We start from the raw sequence: 15,719 nt of genomic DNA on the forward strand, positions 1-15,719 counted from the left end.
GGGGCCGGCCGCGCCGGCCGGCCCCCGCGACGGCCTCCGAACTGTCCGCGCCCGACTATCCGCGCTTGTACTTCTTGATGCTGCTGTCGGCGGCGATCTGGTCGGCGCCCTTCTGGCACTGGTCCAGGAACTCCGCCGGGGTGCTCCGGCCGCTGAAGAACTCGCCGCAGGCCGCGTCGACCAGCTCCCGCTCCAGCTTCCGGTAGAAGTTGTTGTAGACCCAGTTGAAGCCGTTGCCGCCCGAGGCGTCCAGCGCCTTGACCACCGTACTCAGCCCGAACGGCAGGTCGATGCCCTCGGTCGAGCCGGCCACCACGGTAAGGCTGGAGACCTTCCGGGTGAAGTCCTGGGCGCCCTTCATCGAGAGCATGGTGCGCAGGTATTCCAGCCCGCCGGCCCGGTTGTTGGCCTTGGCCGGCACGATGAACGGCTCCCCCGCCGTGCCGCGCATCGCCTCGAACGGCAGCTTGTCGCCGGGTCCGAGGCTTGGCGTCGGCGCGATGGACATGTTGAAGCCGGGCGGGGTGACCTTGGACTGCTCGCTCTCCAGCCAGGAGCCGCAGGAGATGAAGGCGGCCTTGCCCCGGCACCACTCGGTCTGCGACTGCACGTGGTCGAGGCCGGGGCTGCCGGAGAGGATGAAGCCGTCCTTGACGATCTGGTACCAGGCGTCCGCCGCCGCCTTCATCCCGTCGGACTTCCAGGCGTTCGGCTCCAGGTTGTCGATCGCCTTCGCCACGTCCGGGCCGCCGAACTTGATCGCCGTCGCGATGACCGGCCAGCTCATGTAGCGGGGGTGCTTTCCGGCGTACGTCCAGGGGGCGATGCCGGCGGCCTTGATCTGCCGGCAGAGCGCGATGTGGTCGTCCCAGGTCTTCGGGTACTGCCAGCCACGGTCGGCGAAGAGCTTCGTGGAATACCAGATCCCGTACGCGGTGTAGGCGTAGCTGAGCACCAGGAATTTGCCGTCGTACGAGCCGACGTCCACCACGCCCGGCAGCAGGGTGTCCCGGACCTTCTTGCCGGGGATGTCGAGGCTCGGCGCGTCCAGCAGCTCGCCGAGGTCGGCCAGGGCGCCCTGCGAGACCAGTCCGTTGAAGTCGATCTGGCCGCCGCCGGAGTTGTTGACCACGTCGGGCGGGGTGCCGTCGACGAACCGGGGCTGGAGGGTCTTGTTGATCTCCTGGGTCGCCGAGTGCTTGATCGTCGCCTGTGGATATTTTTCGGTGTACATCGCCTCGTGGGCTTTGGCATACTCTTCCCCGAAGCCACCATTGAAGATGACCACCTCGAGCGGCGCGTCCTCCTTGACGCCGAGCGGGTTCTGCTCACTCTTCGTGCCCTCGACGGCCTCGCCGCCGTTGTCGTCGTCGCCGCCGAGGGCGCAACCGGTCAGCAGCCCGGTGGCGGGGGCGGCCAGCAGGCCGGCCGCCGCGGTACGACGGAGGATCTCACGCCTGTTCATAGCTTCTCCTCGGATCCGGTCCAGGTGGACGCCGCAGCCGATGGCGCTCGTCTTCACGCAGGTCTCTACTCGATGGTGCTTGTCTTCAGTTCACTGAAAGTTACTGAAGGATTCTTACGGACAGACGTGCCGGCAGCAAGCCCTCACGGCCGAACCGTTACGGACCGGCAATCCGCCCCGGCCCGGCGGCGGAGTCGATAGCCTGGCCACATGCGCCGCCTGCGGGAAGTCGCCGGCCGCACGCCCGCCCAGCGGGAGCGCTACGTCGACCTGCTCCGCGCGGTGGCGATCACCATGGTGGTGCTCGGGCACTGGCTGATCGCCGTGCTCGACCACGACACCGCGGGGCGGCTGCGCGGCCACAACGCCCTGGAGACGATCACCTGGGCCCGCCCCGGCACCTGGCTCTTCCAGGTCATGCCGCTCTTCTTCCTGGTCGGCGGCTACGCCAACGCCGCCTCGCTCGGCAGCCACCGGGGCCGGGGCGGCGACGTCGGCGAGTGGCTGCGGGACCGCAGCGGCCGGCTGCTCCGGCCGACCACCGTGCTGCTGGTGCTGCTCGCCCTCGCCGCCCTGCTCGCCCGGCTGCGCGGGGCCGGCCCGACCCAGGTCCGCGAGGTCGTCTGGTACGCCACCGTCCCGCTCTGGTTCCTCTCCGCCTACCTCTTCGTGGTGCTGCTGACCCCGGTGACGTACGCCCTGCACCTGCGGTACGGCCTCGCCGTGCCGGTGCTGCTGCTCGGCCTCGTCACCGCCGGTGACCTGGCCCGACTGCTCGGCGAGAGCCGGTGGGGATACGGCAACTTCCTCTTCGGTTGGCTCGCCATGCACCAGGTCGGCTTCGCCTGGCGGACCGGCAGCCTGCCGATGCGACCCCGGCTCGGCGTGCCGCTGCTGCTGGCCGGCGCGACCGCGTTGCTGCTGCTCACCCTGGTCGGCCCGTACCCGACCAGCATGATCAACCAGCCGGACCAGCGGATCCAGAACATGTCGCCGCCGAGCCTGGCCCTGCTCGCCCTGGCCACCACGCAACTCGGGCTGATCATGCTGCTCCGCGCCCCGGCCGAGCGGTGGCTGCACCGCACCCGCCCCTGGATGCTGGTCGTCGCCGTCAACTCGGTGGTGCTGACCATCTTCCTCTGGCATCTCACCGCCGTGATCCTGCTGGCCGGCGCGCTGGACGCGCTCGGCGCGCTGCCCACCCCGGCGGTCGGCAGCGCCGCCTGGTGGCTCTGGCGGATCCCCTGGCTGCTCATGCTCGCCCTGGTGCTGGCGCTGCTGGTCGCCGCCTTCGCCCGCTTCGAGCTGCGCGGCACCCGCCGCCCCAGCACCCGCCCCCGCTGGATGCCGCCCGCCCTCTGCCGCGCACTCACCCGCCCACTGCCCCGGCTCCTCCTCATCGTGCTCGGCTTCGCCGCCGCCGTGGTCGGGCTCTTCAGCAACAACGTCGCCCCGAAGAGCGGCAGCTACCTGCTCGGCATCCCGGTCGGGGCGCTGGTCGCGTACCTCGCCGGGGCCGCCCTACTCCGCCTCCTCCGCTCCACCCCACTGGAGAAGGTGTGAGGCGGGGGCCCTTCTACAACAGAAAACGATATGCGGGGGCCCTTCCTTACAGCGCGGCGAGGGCGGTGGCGAGGATGGCCAGGCCCTCCCGGGCCTCCTCCTCGGTGAGGGTGAGTGGGGGGCCCATCCGGAGCACGTTGCCGTAGAGGCCGCCCTTGCCGACCAGCAGGCCGCCGCGCCGGCACTCCTCGAAGACCCGGGTGGTGGCGGTGGTGTCCGGTTCGGTGGTGCCGGGGCGGACGAGCTCGACGGCGAGCATCAGGCCCTTGCCGCGTACCTCGCCGATGGCCGGATGCCGGTCGGCCAGCTCGCGCAGCCCGGCCAGGAGTACGCCGCCGACCCGGGCCGCGTTGGCCTGGAGGTCGTGGTCGAGCAGGTAGTCGAGGACGGCGTTGCCGGCCGCCGTGGAGACCGGGTTGCCGCCGAAGGTGGAGAAGGAGATGGCCCGCACCGCGTCGAGCACCTCGGCCCGGCCCACCACCCCGGCCAGGGCGAAGCCGTTGCCGATGCCCTTGGCGAAGGTCAGCAGGTCCGGGGTGACCCCGTGCGCCTGGTAGCCCCAGAAGTGCTCCCCGGTCCGCCCCCACCCGGTCTGCACCTCGTCGGAGATGAGCAGGATGCCCGACTCGTCGAGCACCTTCTTGAACGCCCCGAGCAGCCCGTCCGGCGGGGCCACGAAGCCGCCCACCCCCTGGATCGGCTCGGCGATCAGGCAGGCCACGTCGCCGCTGGTCTGGGTCGCCAGCACCTCGCGCAGGTCGTCGACGGCCGCGTCGACGTACTCGTCCGGGCCCAGCCGGGCCAGCAGGCCGCGCAGCCGGTCGGCGGAGTGCAGCCAGCTCACCTGGAGCGGGTTGAGGCTGCTCGCCGACCAGCTCCGGTGCCCGGTGATCCCCATCGCCGCGTACGACCGGCCGTGGTAGCTGTTCCGCACCGCCAGCACCTGGTGCGACCGCCGGTAGTTGGTGGCGACCAGCAGCGCCGCCTCGTTCGCCTCGGTGCCGGAGTTGGTGAAGAAGACCCGGGCGTCCGGGATGCCGGAGAGTCCGGCGATCTTCTCGGCCAGCTCCACCTGCTGCCGGATCAGGTAGAGCGTCGAGGTGTGCACCACGCCGGTGTCGAGCTGCCGCCGCACCGCCTCGTTCACCTCGGCGATGTCGTAGCCGAGCATGTTCGTCAGCACCCCGCCGAAGAAGTCCAGGTAGCTGCGGCCCTGCGCGTCGGTGACCCGGCGCCCGGACCCTGAGACGATCTCGATCGGCTCGGCGTAGTAGAGCGGCATCCAGGACGGCAGGACGGCCCGGTGTCGCGCCAGCAGCTCCTCGGTGGTCATGCGTGGTCACACCCCTTCCCGGGTACGCGGACCACTGCACGCTCCCACCGCACCGGCACGCCGGGCAACTGCCACCCTGTCGGGCACCGGGGCCCGGACGTTGACATCCCGTCAACCGGAGGCCGACCGCTCCGGAGGTTGCTTACTATTGCGTGTGCCCAACGAGCTATTGCCCGCGCCCGGAGAGCAGCTCCGGCGGATGGCCGCCTTCTCCTTTCCGGCCCGCTCCTTCGACCCGGCCACCGGGGAGGCCGCCCTCGGCTACGCGCTGACCGGCCCGGACGGCGAGCTGCGCTTCACCGAGCGGATCACCTTCCCGCTGCCGGAGGTCCCGCCGACGCCCGCGACCCTGGCCACCTTCGAGCGGGTGCTGGAGCTGCTGCACCTGGTCGCCGGGGTGAGCTACTACAAGGCCGCCGCGCCGCCCCGGCTGGTCCTGCCGGCGCCGCTGGGCGAGGCCGCCGTCGCACTGGTCACCGCCGTCTACACCGCCGGCCTTGCCGAGTACGCCTACCGCAACGACCTGCCGCACGTGCTGGGTCTGGTCCCCGAGCTGCCGGACGGCGAGGTCACCGACCCGGTCGAGCTGGACAACTCGGACCGCCGGCCGCTGTCGACGGTCGGCGGCGGCAAGGACTCCATCGTCAGCCTGGAGGCGCTGCGCCGCGCCGGCTTCGGCCCGGTGCCCTTCTCGGTCAACCCCAACCACATCATCGTCAGCGTCGACGAGGCGTCCGGGCTGACCCCGCTGGCCGCCCGGCGCCGGCTGGACCCGGCGTTGATCGAGCTGAACGCGGCCGGGGCGCGTAACGGGCACATCCCGGTCACCGCGATCAACTCGCTGGTCGCGGTCGCCACCGCCGTGCTGCACGGGCTCGGCCCGGTGGTGATGTCGAACGAGCGCTCCGCCTCCGACCCGAATCTGCTCTGGCACGGTCACCCGGTCAACCACCAGTGGTCCAAGGGGGTGGAGGCGGAGGGGCTGCTCCGGGCGGCGCTGGCCGGGCACGCCGGGCTGACCGAGCCGTACTTCTCGCTGCTGCGCCCCCTCTCCGAGCTGCACATCGCCCGGCTCTTCGCCCAGTTCTCCCGCTACGACGACGTGGTGACGAGCTGCAACGCCGCCTTCAAGCTCCGCGACCCGAGCGACCGGTGGTGCGGCAACTGCCCGAAGTGCCGCTTCATCTTCCTGGCCCTGGCCCCGTTCATGCCCCGGGCCCGGCTGGTCCGGATCTTCGGCGCCGACCTGCTGGCCGACCCCGCGCAGGTGCCCGGCTATCTCGAGATCCTCGGCATCGACGCGCACAAGCCATTCGAGTGCGTCGGCGAGGTCGAGGAGTCGGTGGTGGCGCTCGGCCTGGTCGCCGAGCACCCGGACTGGCGGGACGCCGCAGTGGTCCGCACCCTGCTCGACGCGCTCCCGGAACAGGCGTGGACGGCCGCCAACGCCACCGACGTCTTCACCCCGACCGGCCCGCACTTCGTCCCACCGGCCTACGCCAAGGCGCTCACCGCGATCTCCTGACCCGCCCCCGCCGGCCTGAGCTCGCCCGCCCCGACGGCGTGCTCAGTCGTCCCGGACGGCGTCCAGGGCGAGCAGGGCGACGTGCAGCGACAGGCAGTCGTCGACCGAGTCCAGGTCGACCCGGAGGATCCGGGAGATCCGGGCCAGCCGCTCGTAGAAGGCCGGCCGGGACAGGTGCGCCGCCGCAGCCGCCGCCGACTTGTTCCGCCCGCTCTCCAGGTAGCCGCGGAGGGTGTCGAGCAGGTGCTCGCGCGGGTGTTCGGCGTCGTGCGCCAGCAGCGGTCCGAGTTCCCGTTCGACGAAGGTCTGCAACCTCGGTTCGTCCCGGAGCAGGTGCAGCAGCCCGGCCAGCCCGACCTGCGGCAGCCGGAACACCGGGAGGTCCCGTCGACCGCGCCGGGCGGCGTCGGCGACCTGCCGGGCCTCGATCAGCGAGCGCCGGGCCTCCCGTACGCTCGCCACGCCCGAGCCGGCCGCCACGATCACCGCCCCCGGGGCGGGGTAGGGCCGGGCGGCGTGCGGCCCGGTCACCGGTGGACTCGCGTCCGGGCGTATCCGGTCCGTGGCTGCCGGGCCCGCGTCCAGGCGTACCCGGTCCAGGGCCGCCGCGAAGGCGGCCAGGGCGGGCTCCTCCTGCCCGGCCTCCCGCAGCGCCAGCAGTGCCCCGACCGCCTGGTCGTCCAGGGTGCTGGTCAGGCCGCTCAGCTCGGCCTCCCGGAGCGCCTGGCTGACCGCCTCGGCCAGGTCCCGCAGCCGGGCCTGGCTCGCCGGGCCGGCGGCCACCGGGCCGGTCCCGCCCGGCTCGTCGGCGCGGTACCGCACCACCACCCCGACCAGGTGCCGCCGGTCCAGCGGTACGCCGAGCGCCCGGGCCCGCAGCGCCACCTCGTCGACCGGCCGGGTGTGGTCGAGCAGGGCGGTGAGCAGGGTGCGGTGGATCTGCCGCTCCAGCCCCTCGGCGTCGCGCCGGATCAGCCGGCCCAGCGCCAGGGTGGAGGCGGCCCGCTCGATCAGGATCGTCAACCGGGTCGGCGGGGCGTCCGGCGCGGCCGGCAGCTCACCGGCGGGCCAGCGCAGCAGCAACCGCCCCCAGTCCTGCCCCCGGGCGCCGACCGTGGTGCAGAGCCAGCCGGCGTCCGGGTCGTAGCCGGTCCGGCCGGTCGTCGGGCGGATCCGCCGGGAGTGCTGTTCCCAGCCCCGGAGCAGCAGCTCGGCGCTCTCCCCCGCCGGGTCGTGGCAGAGCACCTGCCGGGAGAGGTTCTCCAGCACCACCGGGCAGCCGGCCAGCTCGGCGGCCTGCCGGACCACCTCGGCCGGCTCGGCGCCCTCGACGGAGAGCTCGGTGAAGCGCTGGTGGATCTCCTCGGTGGCCCGCAGCTCGGCGAGCTGGGCGTCGACGATCAGCCCGTGCACCGCCTCGGTGATCCGGACGAAGGGCGTCACCCGGCAGAGTTCGACAAGGGGAAGCTGCCGGCGCTCGGCCGCCGCGACCATCGCCCGGGGCACCGCCGCCGGATAGCGCCGGCCCAGCTCGACCACGAGTCCGGAGACCCCGACGTCGGCCAGCTCACCGACGAAGGCGCGCAGCCCGGCGTCGTCGGCCGGCAGCCCGATCCCGGTGGTGAGGACCAGCTCACCGCCGCTGAGCAGGGCCGCGATGTCCGGCACCTCGGCGGCGTGCACCCAGCGTACGGCCCGGTCCAGCCCGGCCGCCCCGGCAACCACCCGGGGCCCGCCGTGCCGGACCGGGGCGAGAGCCAGCACCTCACGCACGGTGGGAAACACGGCCCCGACGCTACCCTCCGTGCCGCCCCTCCCCCGCCCCCGGCGGCCGCCCGATGATCAGGGAGAGTTCGGCCCGCCCCCACCGGCCGGACGCTACCCGGTCATTCGACCGGCTGCGGTGGGTCGTCGCGGGCCAGTTCCCAGAGGGCCACGGCGGCCGCCGCCGCCACGTTGAGCGAGTCGACACCCCGGCGCATCGGGATGACCACCCGGGTGTCGCTGACGGCCTGGGCGGCGGGGGTGAGACCGGCGCCCTCGGCCCCGAGCAGCAGCGCGGCCCGCTGCCGCTGCCCCGGGGTGAGCCGTTGCAGCGGCACCGCGTCCGGGGCCGGCGTCAGCGCCAGCAGCGCGAACCCGGCCGCGCGGACCTCGGCCAGCCCGGCCGGCCAGCGGTCGAACTTCGCGTACGGCACCGCGAAGACCTCGCCCATGCTGACCCGGACGCTGCGCCGGTAGAGCGGGTCGGCACAGGTCGGCGAGAGGAGCACGGCGTCGACCCCGAGCGCGGCGGCGCCCCGGAAGATCGCCCCGAGGTTGGTGTGGTTGTTGACATCCTCCAGCACCACCACCCGGCGGGCGTCGCGGAGCACCTCCGGCACGGCCGGCAGCGGGCGGCGGTGGAACGACGCGAGGACACCCCGGTGTACGTGGAAGCCGGTGGCCCGCTCCAGCACGGCCGGACGTGCGGCGTAGACGGGTGCGCCGCCGGTTGCCAGGTCGCCGAGCTGGTCGAGACGCTTCTCGTCGACGAGGAAGGAGCGCGGCCGGTAGCCGGCCCGGAGCGCCCGGCGGAGCACGAGCTCACCCTCGGCGATGAAGAGCCCGTTCGGCGGCTCCCACCGGGTACGCAGCTCGATGTCGGTCAGCGCCCGGTAGTCGGCGATCCGCGGATCGTCCGGATCGGTGATCTCGGCAACGGAAACGGCGATCGGTAGGTCGGACACGCCGCCGATTCTTCCTGGTCGTGATCCGGCCCTTGGCTCTCGGCCCAGCCCCAGCCCCAGCCCCAGCCCCAGCACCGAGCGCTATCGAGTGACCACCGCGGATCTCGTCGAGGGCTCGTCCCACTCCGCGCTGACCCGCTGCCGGCCACGCGCCGCCGCCTCCGCGCCGCCGCCTCCGACGCGGTGGATCAGAGCGGATGGCCATGACCCGGAAGCCTCACGGCCGGGTACGACAGCGTTTCCGGTGGGACCGTCGACCTGCCTGGTCAGTGACGCTTGGCGAAGGTCACGAAGGCGCGCCATGCCGGCGGGTCGAAGGTGAGCGCCGGTCCGTCCGCGTCCTTGCTGTCCCGGACGCCGACCACGCCCGGCAGGTTGCTGGCCACCTCCACGCAGTTGCCCGAGTTGCCACTGCTGCGGGTGCTCTTCCGCCAGGTCGCGCCGGTCAGCTCCATGACTTCGCCGCCTCCGAGATCAACGTGAGGGTGGCCCCGTGGGGCATCGCCTCGGCTCGCACAGACTCCCAGGTCTGCCGCACCGAGTGTACGTCCGCGGTCCGCTCCACGATCGTGCCGTGCAACTGGTTGTCCAGATAGGCCAGGTCGCCGCCCTCCGGCGGAGTGGCGATCACGAAGGCCCCGTTCAGGCCCGGGTACGCCCCGACCCCCTTCGGCACGACGTGCAGGTGGACCCTGGGCCGGGCCGCCACCTCCAGCAGGTAGCGCAACTGCTCCCGCATCACCTGCGGGCCACCGACGGGGCGCTCCAGCGCGGTGTAGTCGAGCACCGCGACGAGCTGCGGCGGCGTCTCCCGGCGCAGGATCTCCTGCCGGGCCAGCCGGGCGGCCACCTGCTGTTCCATCGCGTCGCCTACGAGCTGACTTGCCCCCTCGTGCAGCGCTCGCGCGTACGCCTCGGTCTGGAGCAACCCGGGCAGGACCATCGGCTCGAACGAGCAGAGCGCGACCGCCTCCTGTTCGATCGTCACCCACTCCCGGAACCAGGGCATCAGGCTCTCCCTGAGGACCGCCGCCCGGATCCGCCCGAGCAGCCCGTCCGTGCCCAGGGCGTCGTCACAGCGGAGCGTGAACTCCTCCCGGGGCGGTCGCCGGCACTGCTCGACGCCGGCCACCAGGGAGGCCGAATACCTGATCCGCTCCCCCAGCGCCTCCTGGGAGAGACCGGCGGCCGTACGCAGCCGGCGGAGCTCTCCGGCGAAAAGCTCCAACATGGGCGGGTGATCCATCTGTACACCTCTGCACATCGGCGGAAAACTGCTGCGCCCCTGGACCGAGCAGCACGAACGCCTTCCGACAGTAGTGGCGACATCAGCAGACTGTCACCCATGCGGGCTCGTTTCGTGCCGGAGAGGGCCGAACCGGGCTCCTGCCGAGGGGGCCGTCCGGGTCCTTCCCCGTACCCGGGGCGGCCCCCATCCAAAGCTCTCGACGGGAGTTGGCCATGACGGCTCACCGCACCGTTCCGCACGAGCCGATGCGCCCGCTCTGGCGCTGTCGGAACTGCGCCGCCGAGTGGCCGTGCCAGCCCGCCCGCCTGGCGCTGCTGAAGGAGTACGAGGACGACGTCACCGCGCTGCTGCGCTATCTCGGCGGTCAGCTGCTGGAAGCTCGTGAACAGCTCCTTCAGCTCAACCCGAACCACCCGGTCGACCTCACCGCGCGCTTCATCACCTGGGCCAGGCGAGGGGTGACGGAACCTGAGTGAGCATTGCCCCAACCCGAGGTGCGGGGCCCTGACCGGCGTCAGGGCCCCGCACCGAATACGGACGACGAGATGCGGTTGGCGGTCGTAGCGGTTGATGGTCGTAGCCGTCGGCCTCGTCGTCGGTCAGGCGACGGCGTCGACCCGCTCCGGCGCGGGCGCGGGCGCGGCGAACGCCTCGCTGGGCGGCGTCCGGAAGGCGTGGACCAGACCGGCGATCGAGAGCAGGAACAGCAGTGCGGCGCCGAGGTACATGGCCAATGCGGCCTGGCCGGCCTTGGCTCCCATCTCACTGAAGCCGTAGGAGGTCAGCAGCAGACCGCGCAGGGTCTCGCCCTTGAACACGGTGTCCCGCTGGGCGGTGACCTCGGCGAGCTGCGCCTGCAGGTCGGCCAGCGCCGGGTCGTTCGCCTGCTGCGCCGCAGCAACCTGCTCGCGCAGCTGCGTCTGCGGCTCACCCAGGTCGGCGTAGGTCCGCCCACCGGCCATGTTCTTCAGGTGCAACCCGATGTACTCGTTGGCGTAGCACTCCGCCTGCTTGCCGGTGGTGAGCTCCTGCCCCGCGTTCTCCACGAGGCACTCGACCTGCTTCTCCTCGTCGCCAAGCTGGTCCGCCGGGGTGAAGGTGATGTTCTGCGCGCCGAGTTGGTCGCGCACGTAGTTGTTGGCGAAGTTGGCGTTCGAGGTCAAGACGATCCCGATGACAAGCAGCAGGGCTGCAAGGCCAAGCCCACCGATGCTGAACAGAAGGTCCAATGTCCTGCGCTTCACGCGATGCTCCAAGAGGTCGGCAGCCCGAATATCGACACGAACATCGTGGCTTCGCCGGCCGGCCGGACGGCAGGGTCGATCTTCCGCACTCACCAGGACCTTCGGCCCCCGGACGCCCACGAGCACCGCCAGCGGCGGAGCGAGCTGCCCGACGGTGACCCGACCGAAGAGGTCCGGTCAGGACGGGGTGGGCCCGGTCGTCGCCGGGCCGAGCCCGCCCGCCGCCGGCACGACGCCGGCTGCGCCGCCACCCGAAACCTTCGCGGCCACCGCACCGGCGCTGCTCGGCCGGGTCAGCGTGGCCCGGCGGACCGCCGGCACCAGGTGCCGGGCCCGCCAGACGATCCCGATGCCGGCGGCGAGCGCGACCATCGCGCCGAGGCTGTGCAACGCCGAGGCCAGCATCCCGCCGACCCCGAGCAGCGGCGCCGCGATCATCAGCAGAACGCCGTCGGACTGGCTGAACACCCCGGACCGGTACAGCGCCAGGCCGGTCAGCCACCAACCGACGGAGTGGAGCACGGCTCCGCCGACCGCGATGACCTGACCGGCCCGACCGAACGCGGCCGTGGCCTCGGGCAACCCACCGAACGGCAGCACCAGCATCGTCCCGGCGACCGCCACCAGCAGGCCCGCCATGCCGGTAACGCGGGACCGGGTAGTGATCAGCAGGCTGGCGAGTGCCATCAGGGCGAGGAGGCCGAGCCAGAGCGCGCCGACCCAGCCGAGCAGGTGCGCCGGGCGCTGCTGGGTGCGGAACGGCACGTCACCGGCGCCGACCAACGTCACCGAACCGTACACAATGGCATAACCGGGCAGCGACCAGACGGCGAGCCGGGCGAGCCGGCGCATCGACCAGGCCCAGCTCGCGTCGCTTGCCGGTGCTGTCGCGGCGCGTTCCACCACGAACGGCAGCCGGGCGAAGCCGCCGTACGGCCACCGTCCGGAGACCGGGTCGGCGGCGTTGCCGGCGACGGGGCCAGAGGCGGGAGCAGGGGTGACTGTCCGGCTCGGGACGCCGGGCGCCCGCTCCGTGGCTGTCTGTCGCGTTGCCGGCCGGACGTCGGGCTCGGGATTCGCGGGGGGATTCGAGGGGTGTTCTTCCGGTTTCGAGGGGTGGATCACGCGCCGTCACCTCAGCTCCACGTGCTGCACGGGCGGGCGCGGACGCGTACCCCGTCGACGCCCCGCTCCTGGTCACCGCCCGTCGCTAGACCGATCGTGTCAGGTGTCGGGGGGTCACGCGGATGCTTTGCTGGAATATGCCGTGCCGGCCGGGCGCGGCCCCGGCCGGCACGGTCGTCAGCCGCGCTCCGGCTGCTGCCGGTCCACAGTAGAGTCGTTCAGCAGGTCGGCCGGCGGGACCGGTTCGGGCGCGGGCAGCCCCTGCGGGGCAGCGGCGGGCCGGGAGGTCACCTGCGCCTCCGCGGCGCGTACCTCCGCGTTGACCTCCTGGGCCGCCGCGGCGGCCGCCTCGGCCGCCTCGGCCGCCTCGCGTTCCACGGCGCCGGAGTCGACCGCGGCGTGTGGCTCGTCGCCGACCATCCGGCCCAGCCCGCCGAGCGCGCCACCGAGCCCCTCGAGTGCCTTGGTCATCTCGGCCGGCACGATCCAGACCTTGTTCGCCTGCCCGTTGGCGATCTGCGGCAGCGCCTGGAGGTATTGGTAGGCCAGCACCTTCTGGCTCGGGTTGGCCTGGTGGATGGCGTCGAAGACGGTACGGATCGCCTTCGCCTGACCCTCCGCCTGGAGAATCCGGGCCTGCCGGTCACCGTCGGCGCGGAGCACCGCCGCCTGCTTCTCGCCCTCGGCGGAGAGGATCTGCGACTGCTTGTGCCCCTCCGCGTTGAGGATGGCGGCCCGGCGGTCCCGCTCGGCGCGCATCTGCTTCTCCATCGAGTCGCGGATGCTCGGCGGCGGCTCGATCGCCTTGATCTCCACCCGGGTCACCTTGATGCCCCAGCGTCCGGTGGTCTCGTCAAGCACGCCGGAGAGGTGCCGGTTGATCTCCTCACGGCTGGTCAGCGCCCGCTCCAGGTCGAGCGAGCCGATGACGTTCCGCAGGGTGGTGACGGTCAACTGCTCGATGGCCTGAAGGAAGTTGGAGATCTCGTAGGTGGCCTTCACCGAGTCGACGACCTTGAAATAGAGCACCGTGTCGATCGAGACGACCAGGTTGTCCGAGGTGATCACCGGCTGGGGCGGGAAGCTGACCACCTGCTCCCGCATGTCGACCTTGGTCCGTACCGCGTCGATGAAGGGCACCAGGAGGTTGAGCCCGGGGTTGAGGGTGCGCTTGTACCGGCCGAGCCGCTCGACCACGTCCTCCCGCTGCTGCGGCACGATCCGCACCGCGCGCACCAGGGTGACCACCGTGATCAGTGCCACGGCGGCCAACAGCAGACCGATCACCGTATCCACGTCGAGCTCACCTCTTTTTATCTGTCTTTATCTGGTTTTATCTGTCTGTATCTGGTTGCTCATCAATTGTGAACTCGTCCTGCCACACCAGAGCCGTCACGCCCTTGACCTCGATCACCCGCACCCGCGCACCGCTCGGGATCACCTGGGTGGCGTCGTAGGAGCGGGCGGTCCAGATCTCCCCGTCGATCTTGACCACACCGCGGTCGGCGTCGACCTGCTCCAGCACCAGGGCGCTGCTGCCGGTGATGGCGTGCACCCCGAAGGGCTGCTCGTCACCGGTCAACTCCGCCGCCCGGTGCCGCTGGATGGTCGGCCGGGCGAACGCCACGGTGAGCGCCGAGACCGCAGCGAAGACGATCGCCTGGACGGCGAACGGAGCGCCGAGCGCGGCGGCACCGGCGGCGGCGAACGCCCCGACCCCGAACATGACGAGGAAGAGCGTCGTCGTGAAGATCTCGGCGATCACCAGCACGACGCCCAATACGATCCACAGGAGCGGCTCCACCCTTCGATCCTGGCACGGGTACGCACATGTCGGCGACCCACGATCGACGCGCATAAGATCTCGCATCGAGTGGGGGCGATCGGTCCCCGCCCGACCGGGGCCCGGTTCCGCCATGACCGGGGTACGGTTCCGCCCAGCCGGGGATAGGTTCCGCCCGGCCGGGGTCCGGTTCCGTCCGGCCGGGGTCCGGTTCCGTCCCGGTCGGTTCGGTTCGGATAATCCGGTCAGGTTCGGATCGTCCAGTCCGGTTCCCGTACCCGACGTTCGAGGAGGCACCCTTGGCCCCGCTGCCGCCGCAGACCGGCCTGCCGCCGGAGACCGCCCGCCGGGTCGACGCGCTCGTCGCCCGGGCCCAGGCCGTGGGCCGGGCTCCCTCGCTGATCCTCGGGGTGCTCCGGGCCCCGGCCGGCACCAGCGGTGCCGGGAGCGGACGGGACGCCGCAGCCGGCGGGCTCGTCCACGTCGCCGCCGCCGGCGAGACCCCGGCACCCGAGCCGGACACGCAGTACCGGATCGGTTCGATCACCAAGACCATGACCGCCGTCCTCCTGCTGCGCCAGCGCGATGACGGGCTGCTCGACCTCGACGACCCGCTGGAGCGGCACCTGCCCGGCACCCCGCTCGGCGCGCTCCGGGTGCGCGAACTGCTCGGCCACGCCGCCGGACTGCAACGCGAGCCGGACGGCGAGTGGTGGGAGCGGTCCGCCGGCGCCGACCTGGCGACCCTGCTGGCCGGCCTGACCGGTGCCAAACGGGCCTTCCCGCCGCACCGCACCTTCCATTACTCCAATCTGGCGTACGGGCTGCTCGGGGCGGTGCTGGAACGGTGCACCGGGGAGTCGTGGTGGAAACTCGTCCGGTCCCGCCTGCTCGATCCGCTGGGCATGACCCGCACCTCCTACCAGCCGGCGGAACCGTTCGCCCGCGGCTACGTCGTGCATCCCTGGCACGGCACGCTGCGCGAGGAGCCGCGTACCGACACCGGGGCGATGGCCCCGGCCGGGCAGCTCTGGGCCAGCCTGACCGACCTGGCACGCTGGGCCGGCTTCCTCGCCGACCCCGATCCGGAGATCCTCGCGCCGGGCACACTCGCCGAGATGTGCGTACCGGTGGCGATGGCGGATCTGGACTCCTGGACCGCCGGCTACGGGCTCGGCCTGGAACTGCACCGGGCCGGTGACCGGGTCTACACCGGGCACGGCGGCTCGATGCCCGGCTACGTGGCGACGCTCTCGGTGCACCGCGCCTCCGGCACCGGCGTGGTCGGATTCGCCAACGCGTACGGGCTGCGCAGCGGCTCCCTCCCGATGCTCGGCCGGCAGGTGCTCAGTACGGTGCTCGACGCCGAACCCGTGCCGGTCCGGCCCTGGCGACCGGCGACCGTCGTGCCGACCGGGGAGATCGCCGAGCTGACCGGCCGGTGGTGGTGGATGGGCCGGGAGTTCGAGGTGGCGTGGGAGCCGACGGCCGAGGAGCTGGTGATCAGCCAGCTACCGCTCGGCCCCGTCCCCGCCTCCCGCTTCGGCCGGGACGCCGCCGGCCGCTGGCAGGGCCGGTCCGGCTGGAACGACGGCGAGATCCTCTCGGTCCGCCGCGACCGGGCCGGTGCTGTCATCGCACTCGACATCGCCACCTTCGTCTTCACCCGGGACCCGGACCGCCTCGACTGATCCCGGGCCGCG

General features: G+C 72.4%; 14 protein-coding genes. 4 read left to right on the forward strand and 10 right to left on the reverse strand.

Annotated features, from left to right (window positions below):
- Positions 1-55: 55 nt before the first annotated feature.
- Positions 56-1,465 (reverse strand): N-acetylglucosamine/diacetylchitobiose ABC transporter substrate-binding protein, encoded by a 1,410-nt coding sequence (gene ngcE / locus ACN27G_RS18445; protein ID WP_421494039.1) that lies wholly within the window; start codon positions 1,463-1,465, stop codon positions 56-58.
- Between the two features lie 210 nt (positions 1,466-1,675).
- On the opposite strand from ngcE, the gene ACN27G_RS18450 reads away from it, so the two are divergent.
- Entirely contained in the window at positions 1,676-3,028 is a 1,353-nt protein-coding gene (locus ACN27G_RS18450; RefSeq protein ID WP_421494040.1) for an acyltransferase family protein, read from the forward strand.
- Between the two features lie 46 nt (positions 3,029-3,074).
- Here ACN27G_RS18450 and ACN27G_RS18455 read toward each other — a convergent pair whose 3' ends face one another.
- A complete protein-coding gene (locus ACN27G_RS18455) occupies positions 3,075-4,361 on the reverse strand; it encodes an aspartate aminotransferase family protein (RefSeq protein ID WP_421494041.1) in 1,287 nt (428 codons plus the stop codon).
- 199 nt (positions 4,362-4,560) lie between these two features.
- Between ACN27G_RS18455 and ACN27G_RS18460 the strand changes: the two genes are divergently transcribed.
- On the forward strand, positions 4,561-5,886 hold the full coding sequence (locus ACN27G_RS18460; RefSeq protein WP_421497369.1) for a hypothetical protein: 1,326 nt from the start codon (positions 4,561-4,563) through the stop codon (positions 5,884-5,886).
- A 42-nt stretch (positions 5,887-5,928) separates the two neighbouring features.
- Here ACN27G_RS18460 and ACN27G_RS18465 read toward each other — a convergent pair whose 3' ends face one another.
- The 4 genes from ACN27G_RS18465 to ACN27G_RS18480 form a co-directional block, all read right to left on the reverse strand.
- Positions 5,929-7,671 carry a PucR family transcriptional regulator gene (locus ACN27G_RS18465; RefSeq protein WP_421494042.1) on the reverse strand — a complete coding sequence of 581 codons (1,743 nt, stop codon included), beginning with the start codon at positions 7,669-7,671 and terminating at the stop codon, positions 5,929-5,931.
- 101 nt (positions 7,672-7,772) lie between these two features.
- Entirely contained in the window at positions 7,773-8,624 is an 852-nt protein-coding gene (locus ACN27G_RS18470; protein ID WP_421497370.1) for a TrmH family RNA methyltransferase, read from the reverse strand.
- Positions 8,625-8,881: 257 nt separating this feature from the next.
- Positions 8,882-9,070: a DUF397 domain-containing protein gene (locus tag ACN27G_RS18475; RefSeq protein ID WP_421494043.1), complete on the reverse strand. Its 189-nt coding sequence runs from the start codon at positions 9,068-9,070 to the stop codon at positions 8,882-8,884.
- Entirely contained in the window at positions 9,061-9,861 is an 801-nt protein-coding gene (locus tag ACN27G_RS18480; protein ID WP_421494044.1) for a helix-turn-helix domain-containing protein, read from the reverse strand. The genes ACN27G_RS18475 and ACN27G_RS18480 overlap by 10 nt, the downstream gene beginning before the upstream one ends.
- 215 nt (positions 9,862-10,076) lie before the next feature.
- Here ACN27G_RS18480 and ACN27G_RS18485 point away from each other — a divergent pair, with 215 nt between their 5' ends.
- Positions 10,077-10,340 (forward strand): flavin reductase, encoded by a 264-nt coding sequence (locus ACN27G_RS18485; RefSeq protein ID WP_421494045.1) that lies wholly within the window; start codon positions 10,077-10,079, stop codon positions 10,338-10,340.
- 123 nt (positions 10,341-10,463) lie between these two features.
- On the opposite strand, the gene ACN27G_RS18490 is transcribed toward ACN27G_RS18485, so the two are convergent.
- The 4 genes from ACN27G_RS18490 to ACN27G_RS18505 form a co-directional block, all read right to left on the reverse strand.
- Positions 10,464-11,108: a hypothetical protein gene (locus ACN27G_RS18490; RefSeq protein ID WP_421494046.1), complete on the reverse strand. Its 645-nt coding sequence runs from the start codon at positions 11,106-11,108 to the stop codon at positions 10,464-10,466.
- Between the two features lie 177 nt (positions 11,109-11,285).
- Positions 11,286-12,233 (reverse strand): hypothetical protein, encoded by a 948-nt coding sequence (locus ACN27G_RS18495; protein WP_421494047.1) that lies wholly within the window; start codon positions 12,231-12,233, stop codon positions 11,286-11,288.
- 177 nt (positions 12,234-12,410) lie between these two features.
- On the reverse strand, positions 12,411-13,529 hold the full coding sequence (locus ACN27G_RS18500) for an SPFH domain-containing protein (protein WP_421494048.1): 1,119 nt from the start codon (positions 13,527-13,529) through the stop codon (positions 12,411-12,413).
- Positions 13,530-13,566: 37 nt separating this feature from the next.
- The gene (locus tag ACN27G_RS18505; RefSeq protein WP_421494049.1) at positions 13,567-14,037 is read right to left on the reverse strand and encodes an NfeD family protein; all 471 of its coding nucleotides are present in this window, start codon (positions 14,035-14,037) and stop codon (positions 13,567-13,569) included.
- A 287-nt stretch (positions 14,038-14,324) separates the two neighbouring features.
- On the opposite strand from ACN27G_RS18505, the gene ACN27G_RS18510 reads away from it, so the two are divergent.
- On the forward strand, positions 14,325-15,707 hold the full coding sequence (locus tag ACN27G_RS18510; RefSeq protein ID WP_421497371.1) for a serine hydrolase domain-containing protein: 1,383 nt from the start codon (positions 14,325-14,327) through the stop codon (positions 15,705-15,707).
- Positions 15,708-15,719 lie beyond the last annotated feature (12 nt).

The organism is Plantactinospora sp. WMMB334, from assembly GCF_049179095.1.
Classification (GTDB): domain Bacteria; phylum Actinomycetota; class Actinomycetes; order Mycobacteriales; family Micromonosporaceae; genus Plantactinospora.

Coding starts and splice junctions, on each gene's coding strand:
- ACN27G_RS18460 (WP_421497369.1), top strand. CDS start 4,561: ATGGCCGCCTTCTCCTTTCCGGCCCGCTCCTTCGACCCGGCCACCGGG.
- ACN27G_RS18475 (WP_421494043.1), bottom strand. CDS start 9,070: ATGGAGCTGACCGGCGCGACCTGGCGGAAGAGCACCCGCAGCAGTGGC.
- ACN27G_RS18485 (WP_421494045.1), top strand. CDS start 10,077: ATGACGGCTCACCGCACCGTTCCGCACGAGCCGATGCGCCCGCTCTGG.
- ACN27G_RS18450 (WP_421494040.1), top strand. CDS start 1,676: ATGCGCCGCCTGCGGGAAGTCGCCGGCCGCACGCCCGCCCAGCGGGAG.
- ngcE (WP_421494039.1), bottom strand. CDS start 1,465: ATGAACAGGCGTGAGATCCTCCGTCGTACCGCGGCGGCCGGCCTGCTG.
- ACN27G_RS18480 (WP_421494044.1), bottom strand. CDS start 9,861: ATGGATCACCCGCCCATGTTGGAGCTTTTCGCCGGAGAGCTCCGCCGG.
- ACN27G_RS18455 (WP_421494041.1), bottom strand. CDS start 4,361: ATGACCACCGAGGAGCTGCTGGCGCGACACCGGGCCGTCCTGCCGTCC.